Source organism: Desulfovibrio sp. SGI.133, from assembly GCF_050313955.1.
Classification (GTDB): Bacteria; Desulfobacterota; Desulfovibrionia; order Desulfovibrionales; family Desulfovibrionaceae; genus Desulfovibrio.
In genome coordinates this window covers 169,149-183,537 of sequence record NZ_JBNPMK010000003.1, presented here as the reverse complement: position 1 = coordinate 183,537, position 14,389 = coordinate 169,149, and the positions used below count along the sequence as shown (strand labels likewise).

Here is a 14,389-nt window from a genome sequence, read left to right as displayed (position 1 = left end):
GCGAGCCTCTATCCTTCCCCTGAGCTATCGGCCCACAGACGAAAAACCGCCGCCTGAAACATCCCAGCCGACATACGGGAAGGCGTGCAGTCCGCCAAGCCCAAAACAAAAGGGACGTTCCCTGTTCGGGAGCGTCCCTTGTTCTTTGCTGTGCCTGTGCCCTCTTTCCCTGCCTGCAGGAGTGCATTGGGAAAAGATGAAAACCGGAAGGAACAGCCCCCTTTCCTGCGCCGGACAGGGGGCTCCTGGAAAATTTTGTCTCTACGACGTGGGCGGCACGATGGGGTCGCCGTACATCTTCCAGGTCAGCGGGCGGTAGATGGAGATCAGGGCCATGGCGAAGATGATGGTCACCTGAACCAGACTGGCCCAAAGCTCTTCCGGCAGGATGCAGGAGCGCACGAAGCGCAAGGGCCAGTCCAGCCCCATGGGCGTGAGCCATTCGATGCAGCGGTCACCCACGGGCAGCCAGAAAAAGGTGCCCCAGAAACCGGCGCAAAAACTGATGATCCACTTGAAAGTGACCCAGGCGAATTTGAAGAAGCCCAGCGAAGTGAAGATGGAATAGAACAGGCCGGTAAGCACACAGCCGATGAGCCCGGGCATGACCACCCAGGAATCCACGATATAGCGACAGTATTCCACCAGCTTCACGGTCGCCGGATCGTCCATGCCCAGTTTGAGGAAGCCGAGGGCCTGCATGGAAAAGGCGCCGCCCGCCCAGGCCAGGGCCGCCAGCAGGTGCAGAGCCTTCATGCCCTTGATGATATGGTTGTCACGTGCGCTCACGCCCTTGCCGCGCGAGCCGTAATTCCTGACCCGTTCGCTGAACACCATGACATCCTCCCACACGCCCCCTGCGGGGCTGCTCCGCGGTGCGCCCTTCCCGGGGCAGCCGCTCTTTTGACGCTACCCAGCGGAGCCTGTTTTTTCAAGCCCCCGCAGGATGGCTGCCGAGGGACGCAGGCAGCCGGGCACGCTTCGAAGCCGCCCGTCCATGTGCCGTGCTCCCGGTCACAGGAAGTCCCTTCTCCCTGCCGGGCCTTTAGAAACGATCCGCCGGGCCATGGTAATAAAAAGCCGCCCTGCGCCTCCATCAGGCACCGGGCGGCCTCACAGCGCGGGGAAAGCCCCTTGGGCACAAGGTCGGCTACAATTCCAGCAAGGCCCGCCAGCGGGGCAGCTCGGGCTGTAATTCCAGATAGTCGTCCGGCAGGGCGGGCGGCGCGGCCTGGGCCAGGGCCCGTTTCACATCGTCCAGGCTGCCGGTACGCAGCAGACCGGGGACATCCTGCAAGGGGCACAGGTCGAAGCCGTCCGAGGGCAGCATGACCATGACGGGCAGCTTTTTGAGGGCCGCTTCCAAGACCACGGTGGTGGAAGCGGACGACCAGACCACGGTACCGGGCACCAGATGGGTGGCAATGGGGCCGTCGGCAAAACGCAGGCACCCGGCCTGGGCCCCCAGCTCGTGACGCAGGTCGGCCTCCACGGAAAGATAGGGATGCGGCTTGACCACGATCTCCCAGCCGTCCAGCAGGCCCGCGTGCACGGCCCGGGCCAGCAGGCGCACATGGTCGGCGGTCTCGTCGGCAAAAAAGCCGGTCACCACCAGCAGGCGGTGGTGCGTCTGGCCTTCCTGGGGCGGCACGGCGGACTTGCGGGCATCGACAAGGTACATGTAGCGCAGGGCCTCCACCAGCTCCAGACGCTCCTGCGGCACACCGGCAGCCTGCCACTGCCGCAGGGCCCCCTGCCCGTTGGCGCAGATGCGGTCGGGCTGGAAGACCGCGCAGGCGCTGTCCGTGAAGGTGGCCGGATCGTCGAAATAGCGGAAGTCCGTGGGCCGGATGGTGGAGTGCTGCGCCCCGTACACGGGCCCGCCCGCGCCGGGCGTGGTGTGGGCGGCATGGGTCAGCATGCGTTCCCAGGGGCAGTTCTCCAGGGGGAAGGTGAACCAGCGCTGGGGCCCGGCGGCCTTCACATAATTGTCGATGCCGCGCTGCTGCAGGCAGCGCTCCAGACAGCGCCAGCCCCGGAAGGTCTCGGCCCAGTCCTCGGCCATATAGGCCCAAAAGTTCAGGCGGGAGCCCTCGAAACGGCAAAGCTCGCGCATGGAGGCCTCCAGACGGCGGCTGGTCCAGGCCAGACGCAGATAGCGCTTCCAGGCGGCCCGCAGGTCGGCGGTCGTGAGGAATTCCTCCAGATAGTGGAAGCTCACGCCGTCCTGCCGTGCGGCCCGCAGACGGTCCCGCATCCTGATGCAGCCGGCCAGGTCCATCTGCGGCGACGGGAAGCGGATGAACAGCCAGCGCACGGGCGTTCTGGCCGCCGCCGCGCACAGGGCGTCGTGCAGGCCCTCCCAGTAACGGGAGCGGAAGCGGCCCGCTGCCGCGGCTTCCATGTCCACATTGGGGAAATAGGTAGCGATGGTGCCCGTGGTCACATGCGCGGGCGGCAGGGTGGGCAGGGCCCCCCCCTTGGGCCGGAGGGGCAGGCGTACCCGGAACCACCAGTGGAGGAAGCGTCCGGCCGCGCGCAGCAGGGAGGGACAGGCCTCATAGATACGGCGCAACCGGCTGCGGTAGCGTCCGTCACGGCACTTGGGATCGTGATAGTCCGCGAACTGCCGCCCCGTGGCCTGGCAGAGCGCCAGCAGGGTCTCGCACAGCCGGTCGTCGCCGCCCACCAGACGCAGGGCCGTGAAGCCGCCCTCGTCCAACAGATGCTCCAGGGTGCGCAGCTTGTAGATCTCGTAAAGCAGGGGCGTCATCTTGGGATGGCGCTCATAGAGCAGCGAACACCACCACATGGACAGCTTTTCCCCGGCCTGGAAATGCTCGTGCAACAGCGCCCCCTCCACGGGCCTGAGGCCCGTCCGGCAGGCCCATGTGGCGTGCTCGCGCCGGATCTCCGTCAGCCGGGCATCGCACAGGGCAGGCAGCGAGATGTGGTCGCCGGGCACGTCCCGCAGGTTCCAGTGGGCCACGGCGGCGGACGTCTCCAGATGGAAGGCCAGCGGCGCTCTGCTGTCGGCCAGCAAGGTAAGTTCTTTCATGGGCGCTCCTTTCCGGACAGGGGAAGAAAAAACGGACGGCATGGTGCCGTCCGTGCAGGCTCAGGCTTTGAGGGCCGCGGCGATGGCCGGGCCGTAGGGCGCACGCAGGACGCCTTTTTCCGTGATGATGCCCGTGATGCAGTCAGCGGGCGTCACGTCGAAGGCAAAATTGAAGACCGGCACCCCTTCGGGGACGATGCGGGTCTCGCCCACATGGGTCACTTCCCGGTCGGGGCGCTCCTCGATGGGGATGTGCGCGCCGTCGGGCGTGCGGGGGTCGATGGTGGACAGGGGCGCCGCCACATAGAAGGGGATGCCGAAATGCCTGGCCAGCAGGGCCACACCGAAGGTGCCGATCTTGTTGGCGGCGTCGCCGTTGGCCGCGATGCGGTCGGCACCCACCACCACGCACTGCACCAGGCCCTTCTGCATCAACAGGGCGCAGGCATTGTCGCAGGCCACGCGCACGTCGATGCCGTCCTGCTGCAGTTCCCAGGCGGTCAGGCGCGCGCCCTGCAGGAAGGGCCGCGTCTCGTCGGCGATGACCCGCACCTTCTTGCCCGCTTCCAAGGCGCCGCGGATGACGCCCAGGGCCGTGCCGTAACCGGCCGTGGCCAGGGCCCCGGCATTACAGTGGGTGAGTACGGTGTCGCCGTCATTGATGCAGGACGCCCCGTGGCGGCCGATCTCGCGGCAGATCTCCACGTCCTCGCGGCGCATGGTCTCGGCCTCGGCCAACAGGACGGGGATGAGGGCCTCCATCTCCAGACCGGCATGGGCCCGCCACAGGGCCCGCATGCGCTCCACGCCCCAGCGCAGGTTCACGGCCGTGGGCCGGGCCGCCTTCAGGCGCACCAGGGCCTGGTCATAGGCCGTGCGCCAGTCGGCACCGGCAGGCAGGCCGCGGCGCAGTTCCTCAAGGGCCAGCACACAGCCGAAACCGGCCGTGACGCCGATGGCCGGAGCGCCGCGCACCACCATCACCTGCAGGGCCCGGATGGTCTCGTCCAGGGTGCGGATGGGCAGGTAGTCCTCGCGCCCGGGCAGGGCGCGCTGGTCCAGCAGATACAGGGTCATGGCGTCAGCGTCGAAACGGATATGGTGTTCCATGCGGTCCTCGATGGTTGAAGGGCGATAAAGGGTCCGTGAGATGGCGTAGCCTGTCCAATACCGACCACGGTAGCGCAAAGCCCTTATCTTGGCAAAGTGCTTTACAAATGCCGAACGCACTGGCTAAGCTGGCTAAAGTTTTTGAACTTCAGCAGGAGAAGCGTCCCCATGGAAGAGTTCTCGCGCATCCAGCGCCTGCCCCCCTACGTTTTCGCGGTGGTAGGCGACCTTAAAATGAAGCTGCGTCGCCAGAATATCGATATCGTTGACTTCAGCATGGGAAATCCCGACATTCCCACCCCGCCGCACATCGTGGACAAGCTGGTGGAAGCCGCACAGAAGCCGGTGAATCATCGCTATTCGCTCTCCCGCGGCATCCCCCATCTGCGCGACGCCGTGTGCGAACGCTACAAGCGCCTGTATGATGTGGACCTCGATCCCAACACCGAAGCCATCGTGACCATGGGTTCCAAGGAAGGTCTTGCCCACCTTTCGCTGGCCATGCTCTCGCCCGGCGACGTGGTGCTGGCTCCCGACCCCACCTATCCCATCCACAAGTATGCGCCCATCATCGCCGGCGCCGACGTGCGCAGCGTGCCCATCGGGCCCGGCCGTGACTTTTTTGAGGACCTGACCGCCGCCACCAAGCAGGCCTGGCCCCGTCCCAAGCTGCTTTTCCTGTGCTATCCCCACAACCCCACCACGGAAGTGACCGACCTGGCCTTCTTTGAAAAGGTCGTGGAATTCGCCAAGGAGAACAACATCTGGGTCATCCATGACCTGGCCTATGCCGACCTGGTCTTCGACGGCTACAAGGCCCCCAGCTTCCTGCAGGCCAAGGGCGCCAAGGACGTGGGCGTGGAATTCTACACCATGTCCAAGAGCTACTCCATGCCCGGCTGGCGCGTGGGCTTCTGCCTGGGCAACCCCAAGCTCATCCACGCCCTGAGCCGCATCAAGAGCTACCTGGACTACGGCATCTTCCAGCCCATCCAGATCGCGGCCACCGTGGGCATGCGCAGCGGTGACGAAGAAGTCACCAAGATCTGCGACATCTACCGCCAGCGCCGTGACTGGCTCATCGACGGCCTCAACCGCATCGGCTGGGAAGTGCCCGCACCCAAGGCGACCATGTTCGTCTGGGCCCGCATCCCCGAAGAATTCCGCAAGATGGGTTCCGTGGAATTCTCCAAGCTGCTGCTCACCGAAGCGCAGGTGGCCGTCTCGCCGGGCCTGGGCTTTGGTGCCTACGGTGACGAGTACGTGCGCTTCGCCCTCATCGAGAACGATCACCGCACCCGTCAGGCCGTGCGCAACATCCGCCGCCTGCTCAGCGGCTCCAGCGATTAGGGGACACTATGGCCGAAAGCAACAAGCCTCTGGTAGTGGGTCTGGCCGGGTTCGGCACCGTGGGCGGCGGTCTTGCCCGCCTGCTGGAAGAGAACGCCGGCATCATCCGTCAGCGTACGGGCCGGGACATCCAGGTCAAGAAGGTGCTGGTGCGCAATGCCCAGAAGGCGCGCACCGTGCCCCTGCCTCCCGGAGCCGACCTGACCACCAATCCTGACGAGCTGATCAACGATCCCGAGATCGACGTGCTGGTGGAGCTCATGGGCGGCATCGACGCCCCGCGCACCATCATCGACCGCGCCCTGGACGCCGGCAAGCACATCGTCACCGCCAACAAGGCCCTGCTGGCCGAGGAAGGGCTCGCCCTGTTCCAAAAGGCAGCCAGCAAGGGCCGCATCCTGCGCTACGAGGCCAGTGTTGCCGGCGCCGTGCCCGTGGTGGAGGCCCTGCGCACCAGCCTGGCCGGTAACCGCATCTCGTCCCTGATGGGCATCCTCAACGGCACCAGCAACTACATCCTGTCCGAGATGACCTCCAACGGTCTGGACTTTGATGTGGCCCTCAAACAGGCCCAGCAGCTGGGCTATGCCGAAGCCGATCCCACCCTGGACATCGACGGTCACGATGCGGCCCACAAGCTGACCCTGCTCATCCGCCTGGCCTACGGGGTCAATTACCCCTACACGGCCATGCCCGTGCGCGGCATCCGCGGCATGTCCAGCCTGGACATCGCTCTGGCCCGCGAGTTCGGCTACCGCATCAAGCTCATCGCCCAGGTGCGCGAACGCCGCGAGCCAGGCCAGGCCGACGACAAGGTGCGGCTGGAGGCGGGCGTGTTCCCGGCCCTGGTGCCTTATACGGTGCTGCTGGCCCGTGTGGGGGGCGTGTACAACGCCGTGCGCGTCAGCGGCAATGCCTGCGGCTCGCTCTTCTTCCACGGCCGCGGCGCGGGCGACCTGCCCACCGCCGGTGCCGTGCTGGCCGACCTTATGGCCGTGGCCCGTGACGAGAACCCGCACAACACCGGCTATGCCTGTGACGACCTGCCCCGCGCCAGCATCGTGCCGCCCGCGGAATGGCGTTCGCGCTACTATGTGCGCGTCATGGTCGAGGACGAGCCCGGCGTGCTGCGCGATCTGGCCGGCTGCATGGCCGACCAGGGCGTGAGCATGGCCCAGGTCATCCAGCGTACCGACGAAGGCAAGGGCGTGCCGCTGGTCTTCATGACCCATGAGACCACCGAGGAAGCCATGAGCACCGCCCTGCAGCGCACCCTGGATACCGGCATGCTGCGCCAGCCTGCCGTGTACTTCCGCGTGCTGGATTAACAAAAACGAACGCAGGGGGAGGCTCTCCTTCCCCCTGCATGCTTGATCCCAATGGTGGTGCCCGGCTCCGCGGGAAAGTCCGTGCCACCGTGAGACATTTCCCGCCACTGCCGGAGCCGTTCCCTGCGGGGAGGGGTTCCGGGTGCTTCTCCAGCAACCACATCGCGCAGGGTCAGGAAACATCCCGGCCCTGCGCTTTTTACGCAGCCATGCTGCATGAGGGGCCCATGATCATTCTGGAAGATCCGTATGTCTCGCCGGAGCTGGCCACCTTTGCCGCCGACCGGCAGGAACCCGTCCTGGATACGCCCGCTGCCCGGCAGGCCGGGCTGGATTACGGGCTGCACCTCAACCTTGTCTCCAGCCGCGACTTCGGCCGTCTGTGCTGCCGGGGGCAGCGCCTGTACAGCAATTCGGAAAACGCCCTGGACTGGCTCTACAGCCGTTCGGGCAATGCCGGGCTGGTGCGCGCCACCGAACTGCTCAAGAACAAGCTGCTGTTCCGCCAGCGCCTGGCCCCGCTCTTCCCTGATTTCCATTTCCGCGAGCTGACCCTGCGGGACGTCATGGAGACGCATTTCGACAGCCTGCCCGGCCCCTGCGTACTCAAGCCCGCGGTGGGCTTCTTCAGCCTGGGCGTCTACAGCATCGAGAACGCCCAGCAGTGGCGCGCCGCCCGTGACGACATCGCGGCCAGCGCCGTGCGCTGGCGCAAGGAATATCCCGCCGCCGTGCTGGACAATCAGGTCTGGCTGCTGGAATCCCTCATCCAAGGCACGGAATACGCCGTGGACGTCTATTTCAACAGCCGCGGCGAGGCCGTCATCTGCAACATCCTCCAGCACGACTTTGCCTCTTCCGAAGACGTGAGCGACCGCCTGTACTACACCAGCGCGGACATCATCCGCCGCATGGCCGGGCCGCTGGAAGCCTGGTTCGACCAGCTCAACGAACGCCTGGGCCTGCGCGATTATCCCGTGCATGTGGAACTGCGCCGCGACGCCGACGGCCATATGGTGCCCATCGAGTTCAACCCCCTGCGCTTCGCGGGCTGGTGTTGCACGGACATCAGCCTCTTCGCCTGGGGCTTCCCCACCTACGGCTGCTATCTGGATGACCGGCGCCCGGACTGGGACAGCATCCTGCCCGGCCACGAGGACAAGCTCTACACCCTCATCGTGCTCAACAAGCCTGCCGCCTGCCCGCCGGTGCGGCGCTTCGACTACGACGCCCTCTGCGCCCGCTTCCGCAAGGTCCTGCACCTGCGCCGCGGCTTCTACGACCGTTATTCCCACTTCGGCTTCCTGTTCACCGAGACCCCGGCCCATGACCGGGCGGAACTGGACGCCATCGTGCGCGACGACCTGCTGGGCTACGTCATCCCCGAAGACCACGAGGAGACGCCCCAGGCCCGATAAGCAAAACAAGGAGGCTCCCATGAAGAAGATCGGCATCATCCGCTGCATGCAGACCGAGGACATCTGCCCCGGTACCACGGACTTTTCCTTTGCCGCCCAGGGCAAGGGCGCATTCGAGGAACTGGGCCCCTGCGAGGTCATCGGCTTCGTCTCCTGCGGCGGCTGTCCCGGCAAGCGGGCCGTGGCCCGCGCCAAGATGCTGGTGGATCGCGGCGCCGAAGCCGTGGCCCTGGCCTCCTGCATCTGCAAGGGCAACCCCATCAGCTTCCCCTGTCCGCACCACGAGACCATGCTCGCCGCCATCCGCAAGAAACTGGGCGACGGCGTGCCCGTGCTGGACCACACACACTAGGGATACGCATGAGATAGGAGCGGGAGGGTCCCGTACTGCCCCTTTCCGGCGCGTACGCTCCCGGGCCATGCAGGGCGGCTTCCTGCACTGTCCGCAGCCAGCGGGACAGCTGTGGGCCATTGCCGCCACGACGGCGCAATGCCGTCCGCCGGAGGCACGGGCAGCATATCTTCCTGTCCTGTCGCCGACCCGTCACCGTCATGACGACCGGCGGTCACACAACGCAGGCATGCTGGGCATGGCATGTCCCCGGCTCCCCGACGCGCACCCAGGATGTCCCCAACCCGGGCGGGCCGTAAATATCGGGAAGGCCAAGGCGGCGCGGCCGGGCCCTCCCCCTGCCCTTTACCTTCCTGCCGCTGTGGGCTATGGAGGGGATGACCGCCTGTTCCGGCGGGCCGCATTTCATCATCAATCACGGACAAAACGGATTTAAAAGGAGAAGTCATGGCGGATATTCTGATCATCGGCGCCGGTGGCGTGGGAAGCGTGGTGGCGCACAAGTGCGCCCAGTTGGCCAAAGAAGGGGCCTTCGGCAAGATCACTCTTGCCAGCCGTACGCTTTCCCGGTGTGACGAGATCGCCCGCTCGGTCAAAGCCCGTCTGGGCGTCGACATCGCCACCGCCCAGGTGGATGCCGACAACGTGCCCGAGCTCTGCGCCCTCATCCGTCAGGTGAAGCCCCACACCGTGCTGAACATCGCCCTGCCCTATCAGGACCTGCACATCATGGACGCCTGCCTGGAATGCGGCGTGCATTATCTGGATACGGCCAACTACGAGCCCCTGGATACCGCCAAGTTCGAATACAAATGGCAGTGGGCCTACCAGGAGCGCTTCAAGCAGGCCGGCCTCACCGCCCTGCTGGGCTCCGGTTTCGACCCCGGCGTCACCAACGTCTTCTCGGCCTGGGTCATGAAGCACGAGCTGGACGAAGTGCACGTGCTGGACATCATCGACTGCAACGCCGGTGACCACGGCCAGCCCTTCGCCACCAACTTCAACCCCGAGATCAACATCCGCGAAGTGACCGCCCGCGGCCGTTACTGGGAACGCGGCGAATGGGTGGAGACCGATCCCCTGTCCTGGTCCATGACCTACGACTTCCCCGACGGCATCGGTCCCAAGAAGTGTTTCCTCATGTACCACGAGGAACTGGAATCCCTGGTGCAGAACCTCAAGGGCCTGAAGCGCGCCCGCTTCTGGATGACCTTCTCGGAAAACTACCTGAACCACCTCAAGGTGCTGGGCAATGTGGGCATGACCCGCATCGATCCCGTGCGCTTCCAGGGCCAGGACATCGTGCCCATCCAGTTCCTGCGCGCCCTGCTGCCCGACCCCGCCTCCCTGGGCCCGCTGACCAAGGGCAAGACCTGCATCGGCAACGTCATGCGCGGCATCAAGGACGGCAAGGAAAAGACCGTCTACATCTACAACATCTGCGACCATGAAGCCTGCTACGCCGAAGTGGGCTCCCAGGCCATCTCCTACACCACCGGCGTGCCCGCCATGATCGGTGCCAAGATGATGGTCTCCGGCCAGTGGCTCAAGCCCGGTGTGTGGAACATGGAACAGTTCGACCCCGACCCCTTCATGGCCGACCTCAACGCCTACGGCCTGCCGTGGCAGTGCGTGGAAGTGAAGGACTAGTCCCTTTCACGCCGGCAACGCTGTTTCAGGGGGAAGGGGCCCGCGGGCTCCTTCCCCCGTTGCGCTCCGGCCCGGGAAAAGAACCGCGCCCCTGCGGCAGTTCCCGGACGGCAGCCCCTTCTTCACCCCAACCCCTGCAAAAGACCGAAACATGAAGCATCTCCTGCCCCTGCTGGATCCCCGTACCGTCCCCTCGCCCTGCTTCGTGCTGGACGAAGCCCGTCTGGCGGCCAATGCGGCCATTCTGGACAGCGTGCAGCAGCGCACCGGCGCCAAGATCCTGCTGGCCCTCAAGGGCTTTGCCGCCTGGGACAGCTTTTCCCTGCTCTCCCGCGCCAAAGGCCACGGCCCCCTGTGGGGCACCTGCGCCAGCTCCGTGGATGAGGCCCGCCTGGGCCGCGAAGAATTCGGCGGCGAAGTGCACGCCTTTGCCGCGGGCTGGACGGAAGAAGAGCTGGACGAGCTGCTGCCGCTGGTGGATCACCTGGTCTTCAACTCCCTGGCCCAGTGGGAACGCTTCGGCCCCAAAGTCCGGGCCTGGTGCCGGGACAACGGCCGCGAGATCAGCTGCGGCCTGCGCATCAATCCCGAACATTCCGAAGGCGCCGTGGCCATCTACAATCCCTGCTCCCCGGGCTCCCGCCTGGGCATCCGACCGCACCAGCTGCCCGAAACGCTGCCGGAGGGCATCTCCGGCCTGCATTTCCATACCCTGTGCGAACAGGGCTCCGACGCGCTGGAACGTACCCTAGATGCCGTGGAGGCCCGTTTCGGCAAGCAGCTGGCCCAGTGCAAGTGGATCAATTTCGGCGGCGGCCATCACATCACCCGCGAAGGCTATGACCTGGACCGCCTCTGCCGCTGCATCACGCGCATGCAGCAAAACTACGGCGCGCAGATCTATCTGGAGCCCGGCGAGGCCGTGGCCCTCAATGCGGGCTGGCTGGTGGCCACGGTGCTGGACGTGGTGCAGGCCGACATGCCCATCGCCATCCTGGACACCTCAGCCTCCTGCCACATGCCCGACGTGCTGGAGATGCCCTACCGTCCCAACCTGCTGGCCCCGGAAGACGGCGAGCTGCGCCTGGCGGGCGAAAACGGCGAAAAGGCCTGGACCTGCCGCCTGGCGGGCAAGTCCTGCCTGGCCGGGGACGTCATCGGCGAATACAGCTTCGCCGCGCCCCTCAAGGCCGGTGACCGCCTGATCTTCACCGACATGGCCATCTACAGCATGGTCAAGACCACCACCTTCAACGGCCTGCGCCTGCCGTCCATCGGCAGCCTGGCCGCCGACCTCGACGCCGCCGACCCGGCCGCTACGGCCCGTTTCCGTCTGGTGCGCCGCTTCGGTTACGAAGACTTCAAGACCCGCCTGTCCTAGGACGGTCGGGACCACAGACCTTTTCCTGAACGCAAACAGCCCCCGCATGACATCATGCGGGGGCTGTTTGCTTCCCTGCACCAGCTGTTCCCTGGATGGAACACACCGGGAAAGGGGGAGCACAGGGAGAAAGGGGCCCTTCTCGTATGGGCAGCGACCGAAGGCGGCCTCAGGCCGTGCCCGTTAGCGACAAAGGAGCGTTACGGGCGACAGCAGGGACGCGGGCCCTCCCCTCATATTTTTTACTGCTGCACGGACGTGGCCGGGGCCAGATCCTCAACGGAGCTCACCGGACGGCTGCCGGGATAGACCTCACCGGCACTGGTGCCGAAGTCGCGCTGGGGCGTCACGGTGCCGCGCACGGCATGCACGGGCCCTGAGGGCTGCGCCTGGGCCGTTGCGGCCTGCCGTTCCTGTTCCAGGCGCTCCAGACGCCGGGCCTGCTGCTCGCGGGCCTGTTCCGCGGCCTTGCCCCAGCGGGGGCTGCTGCTGCGCGCCATGGGCACCGGCGTGCTGCCCGCGGCCCAGATCAGGCTGGTATCCCGCGTGGAGGAGGCTCGCTGGGCGGCATCGAAACCGCTGCGGCCCGTTTCCTGTCCGGCCAGCTGCACATCGGGGAAACTTTCCGGCGGCATGAGCTCGCGGCCGTCAGGCAAAGGCTGCCGGGTGCGACGGGCCATGAGCAAAGGCGGTTCGGGGTCCAGGCTGCCGTCCAGAAAATCGCTGACCGTCACGAAACGCTGACAGCCCCCGGCCTGCAGCTGCGCGATGATGCGCGGCAGGTTCTCCAGCGTGCCGTGCACCGTATCGTGAAAAAGGAAGATGCCGCGCAGATCGTTGTTGACATAGCGCTGGCCCCGCGTGTTGACCAGGGCGGCGTAATCTTCGCGCACGCCCCGCCAGTCCTCGCTGTCCAGCGACCAAAGCACGACTTTGAGGTCCATCTGCTCGGCAGCCTTCAGGGTGACGTCACTGAATGAACCGTACGGCGGACGCAGGAAGCGGGCCTCGATACCCAGGGAGCGCAAAAAGCGCTGCACCCTGCCGATCTGCTCACTCTGGGCCGCCAGGTTGAGATGGCGCAGATTGGGATGGGAATAGGTATGGATGCCGATCTCGTGGCCTTCATCATGGATGCGCTGCACGAGGTCGGGATGGTGCTCGGCGTTCCGCCCCAGCACGAAGAACGTGGCCGGGATGTTGTGCGCGGCCAGGATGTCGAGGATCTGCGGCGTATTGGCCGAAGGGCCGTCATCGAAGCTCAGGGCGCAGAGGTTCTCCTGCATGGGCTGCGCGATGATGCGCACGCCATCGTAGACCCGGCACTGGCGGACACTGGCATCATTCATTATCAGCGTCGAGAGGGAGGCAGGCTCCAGAGGCCCGGAGAGCTTCCGGGCAGTAGCGGAGACGCGCAGCGGCGTGCCGCTGTCCGGGACGGCCTGGGCACAGCCCGGCAACAAAAGCAGGGCCGCCAGCAGCAGCCCCATGCCCATGCGCGACGGGAAACGCGCATCACGATCTTTGCCGGTCACGGGCCTGCGGCCCTGCCGGAAATGGGAAAACATCATCTTTTCCACCCTGAACTGAAGTGTTTTTCTACCTAACACCGGCCCCCCGGGACTGCAAGGCTATTTATCAGGAACGAATATCAATTTTTTATCCTTTTATTCCAGCTAATTACAAATAAAATTAAACTTTTTTTCAAATTTTTCAATTTTTTTCTTGACCCCGAGGGGTGTTTCCCGTACAAACACTCTTGTTCGAGAGGACAACGACGGACAGTTAGCTCAGTTGGTAGAGCACCGCCTTCACACGGCGGGGGTCACAGGTTCAAGTCCTGTACTGTCCACCACTACGGAGCGGTAGTTAAGACGGTTATAACGCCGGCCTGTCACGCCGGAGGCCGAGGGTTCGAGTCCCTTCCGCTCCGCCATAATTGCGAGAAAAGCGCACTGTGCAAACGGTGCGCTTTTTTTGAGAACAATACGGGATATTTTCCCGACTCCATATTTGGAGCGGTAGTTAAGACGGTTATAACGCCGGCCTGTCACGCCGGAGGCCGAGGGTTCGAGTCCCTTCCGCTCCGCCATAATCACGCGAAGGCGCCCTGCACATGCAGGGCGCTTTTTTTATTCCCGCATCCCCACTGCCCCATTCCACCTTCCGCCCTGTCTGCTCCAGCCATCATGCGTGGACAGGGGCGATCCTCTTGGTCTACCTTTTGCTATACCAGTAAGAAAAAGGAGAGGCCTATGCATCCCACTGCCAATATCATTGCAAAATTTGGTGCCGCTATCGGCATAGACGGCCTTGAGACCGAGAACGGCGTTTGCACGCTCCAGTTCGATGACGTGACAGTCACCCTTGAATGCGCCGAAAACAGCGACGCCCTGTACCTGTACAGCCGGGTGTGCGGCCTGCCGGACAACGATGCCGACAAGCTGGCGCTCTATGGTCTGCTGCTGGAACTGGACAGTTTTTTCAAGGGCACGGACGGCGGGGTGCTGGGCATCGAGCCCCTGCTCGACGCCGTGACCTATACCCGCCGCCTGCCGCTGGAACATCTGGACGAGACCATCCTCGACCGCCAGGTGGGCCGTCATGTGGACACGGTGGAGTCGCTGCGCGCTTCCATCGCGCAACTGCGGGAACAGGCCGCCACGCCCCAGGCCACTGCGGAAGCGGGCTGGAACGACGGCATGCTGAAGATCTGAACGCTGCTGCCATAAAGGATTCGCC

At 65.0% G+C, this 14,389-nt stretch carries 11 protein-coding genes and 3 tRNA genes; 10 read left to right on the top strand and 4 right to left on the bottom strand.

Annotated elements, in window-relative coordinates:
* Positions 1–261: 261 nt before the first annotated feature.
* The 3 genes from ACQRBR_RS05875 to mtnA form a co-directional block, all read right to left on the bottom strand.
* Entirely contained in the window at positions 262–837 is a 576-nt protein-coding gene (locus ACQRBR_RS05875; RefSeq protein ID WP_303877930.1) for a hypothetical protein, read from the bottom strand.
* A gap of 313 nt (positions 838–1,150) precedes the next feature.
* Positions 1,151–3,058 (bottom strand): TIGR04326 family surface carbohydrate biosynthesis protein, encoded by a 1,908-nt coding sequence (locus ACQRBR_RS05870; RefSeq protein WP_427812556.1) that lies wholly within the window; start codon positions 3,056–3,058, stop codon positions 1,151–1,153.
* A 60-nt stretch (positions 3,059–3,118) separates the two neighbouring features.
* On the bottom strand, positions 3,119–4,168 hold the full coding sequence (gene mtnA / locus ACQRBR_RS05865; RefSeq protein ID WP_427812555.1) for an S-methyl-5-thioribose-1-phosphate isomerase: 1,050 nt from the start codon (positions 4,166–4,168) through the stop codon (positions 3,119–3,121).
* 168 nt (positions 4,169–4,336) lie between these two features.
* Here mtnA and ACQRBR_RS05860 point away from each other — a divergent pair, with 168 nt between their 5' ends.
* The 6 genes from ACQRBR_RS05860 to nspC all read left to right on the top strand — a co-directional run bounded on the left by ACQRBR_RS05860 (position 4,337) and on the right by nspC (position 11,647).
* Positions 4,337–5,518, top strand: coding sequence for an aminotransferase class I/II-fold pyridoxal phosphate-dependent enzyme (locus ACQRBR_RS05860; protein ID WP_006007048.1), 1,182 nt, complete (start codon positions 4,337–4,339; stop codon positions 5,516–5,518).
* 8 nt (positions 5,519–5,526) lie between these two features.
* Positions 5,527–6,846 carry a homoserine dehydrogenase gene (locus ACQRBR_RS05855; protein ID WP_303877927.1) on the top strand — a complete coding sequence of 440 codons (1,320 nt, stop codon included), beginning with the start codon at positions 5,527–5,529 and terminating at the stop codon, positions 6,844–6,846.
* 227 nt (positions 6,847–7,073) lie between these two features.
* Entirely contained in the window at positions 7,074–8,264 is a 1,191-nt protein-coding gene (locus ACQRBR_RS05850) for an ATP-grasp domain-containing protein (RefSeq protein WP_427812554.1), read from the top strand.
* Positions 8,265–8,283: 19 nt separating this feature from the next.
* Positions 8,284–8,616: a CGGC domain-containing protein gene (locus tag ACQRBR_RS05845; RefSeq protein WP_303877925.1), complete on the top strand. Its 333-nt coding sequence runs from the start codon at positions 8,284–8,286 to the stop codon at positions 8,614–8,616.
* Positions 8,617–9,063: 447 nt separating this feature from the next.
* A complete protein-coding gene (locus tag ACQRBR_RS05840) occupies positions 9,064–10,266 on the top strand; it encodes a saccharopine dehydrogenase family protein (protein ID WP_006007027.1) in 1,203 nt (400 codons plus the stop codon).
* A 151-nt stretch (positions 10,267–10,417) separates the two neighbouring features.
* Complete coding sequence (gene nspC / locus ACQRBR_RS05835; RefSeq protein WP_204674645.1) at positions 10,418–11,647, top strand: carboxynorspermidine decarboxylase; 1,230 nt, start codon at positions 10,418–10,420, stop codon at positions 11,645–11,647.
* A 242-nt stretch (positions 11,648–11,889) separates the two neighbouring features.
* Here nspC and ACQRBR_RS05830 read toward each other — a convergent pair whose 3' ends face one another.
* Entirely contained in the window at positions 11,890–13,218 is a 1,329-nt protein-coding gene (locus tag ACQRBR_RS05830) for a polysaccharide deacetylase family protein (protein ID WP_427812553.1), read from the bottom strand.
* Positions 13,219–13,426: 208 nt separating this feature from the next.
* On the opposite strand from ACQRBR_RS05830, the gene ACQRBR_RS05825 reads away from it, so the two are divergent.
* From ACQRBR_RS05825 to ACQRBR_RS05810, 4 genes are all read left to right on the top strand, one after another.
* A tRNA-Val gene (locus tag ACQRBR_RS05825) sits at positions 13,427–13,502 on the top strand.
* A 4-nt stretch (positions 13,503–13,506) separates the two neighbouring features.
* Positions 13,507–13,583, top strand: a tRNA-Asp gene (locus tag ACQRBR_RS05820).
* 79 nt (positions 13,584–13,662) lie between these two features.
* Positions 13,663–13,739 (top strand) — tRNA-Asp (locus tag ACQRBR_RS05815).
* A gap of 163 nt (positions 13,740–13,902) precedes the next feature.
* A complete protein-coding gene (locus tag ACQRBR_RS05810; RefSeq protein ID WP_427812552.1) occupies positions 13,903–14,364 on the top strand; it encodes a CesT family type III secretion system chaperone in 462 nt (153 codons plus the stop codon).
* Positions 14,365–14,389: the final 25 nt, after the last annotated feature.

Bases quoted from the DNA above. Each gene is read 5' to 3' on its own strand.
- ACQRBR_RS05875 (WP_303877930.1), bottom strand. From the start codon at position 837: ATGGTGTTCAGCGAACGGGTCAGGAATTACGGCTCGCGCGGCAAGGGC.
- ACQRBR_RS05870 (WP_427812556.1), bottom strand. From the start codon at position 3,058: ATGAAAGAACTTACCTTGCTGGCCGACAGCAGAGCGCCGCTGGCCTTC.
- mtnA (WP_427812555.1), bottom strand. From the start codon at position 4,168: ATGGAACACCATATCCGTTTCGACGCTGACGCCATGACCCTGTATCTG.
- ACQRBR_RS05860 (WP_006007048.1), top strand. From the start codon at position 4,337: ATGGAAGAGTTCTCGCGCATCCAGCGCCTGCCCCCCTACGTTTTCGCG.
- ACQRBR_RS05855 (WP_303877927.1), top strand. From the start codon at position 5,527: ATGGCCGAAAGCAACAAGCCTCTGGTAGTGGGTCTGGCCGGGTTCGGC.
- ACQRBR_RS05850 (WP_427812554.1), top strand. From the start codon at position 7,074: ATGATCATTCTGGAAGATCCGTATGTCTCGCCGGAGCTGGCCACCTTT.
- ACQRBR_RS05845 (WP_303877925.1), top strand. From the start codon at position 8,284: ATGAAGAAGATCGGCATCATCCGCTGCATGCAGACCGAGGACATCTGC.
- ACQRBR_RS05840 (WP_006007027.1), top strand. From the start codon at position 9,064: ATGGCGGATATTCTGATCATCGGCGCCGGTGGCGTGGGAAGCGTGGTG.
- nspC (WP_204674645.1), top strand. From the start codon at position 10,418: ATGAAGCATCTCCTGCCCCTGCTGGATCCCCGTACCGTCCCCTCGCCC.
- ACQRBR_RS05830 (WP_427812553.1), bottom strand. From the start codon at position 13,218: ATGATGTTTTCCCATTTCCGGCAGGGCCGCAGGCCCGTGACCGGCAAA.
- ACQRBR_RS05810 (WP_427812552.1), top strand. From the start codon at position 13,903: ATGCATCCCACTGCCAATATCATTGCAAAATTTGGTGCCGCTATCGGC.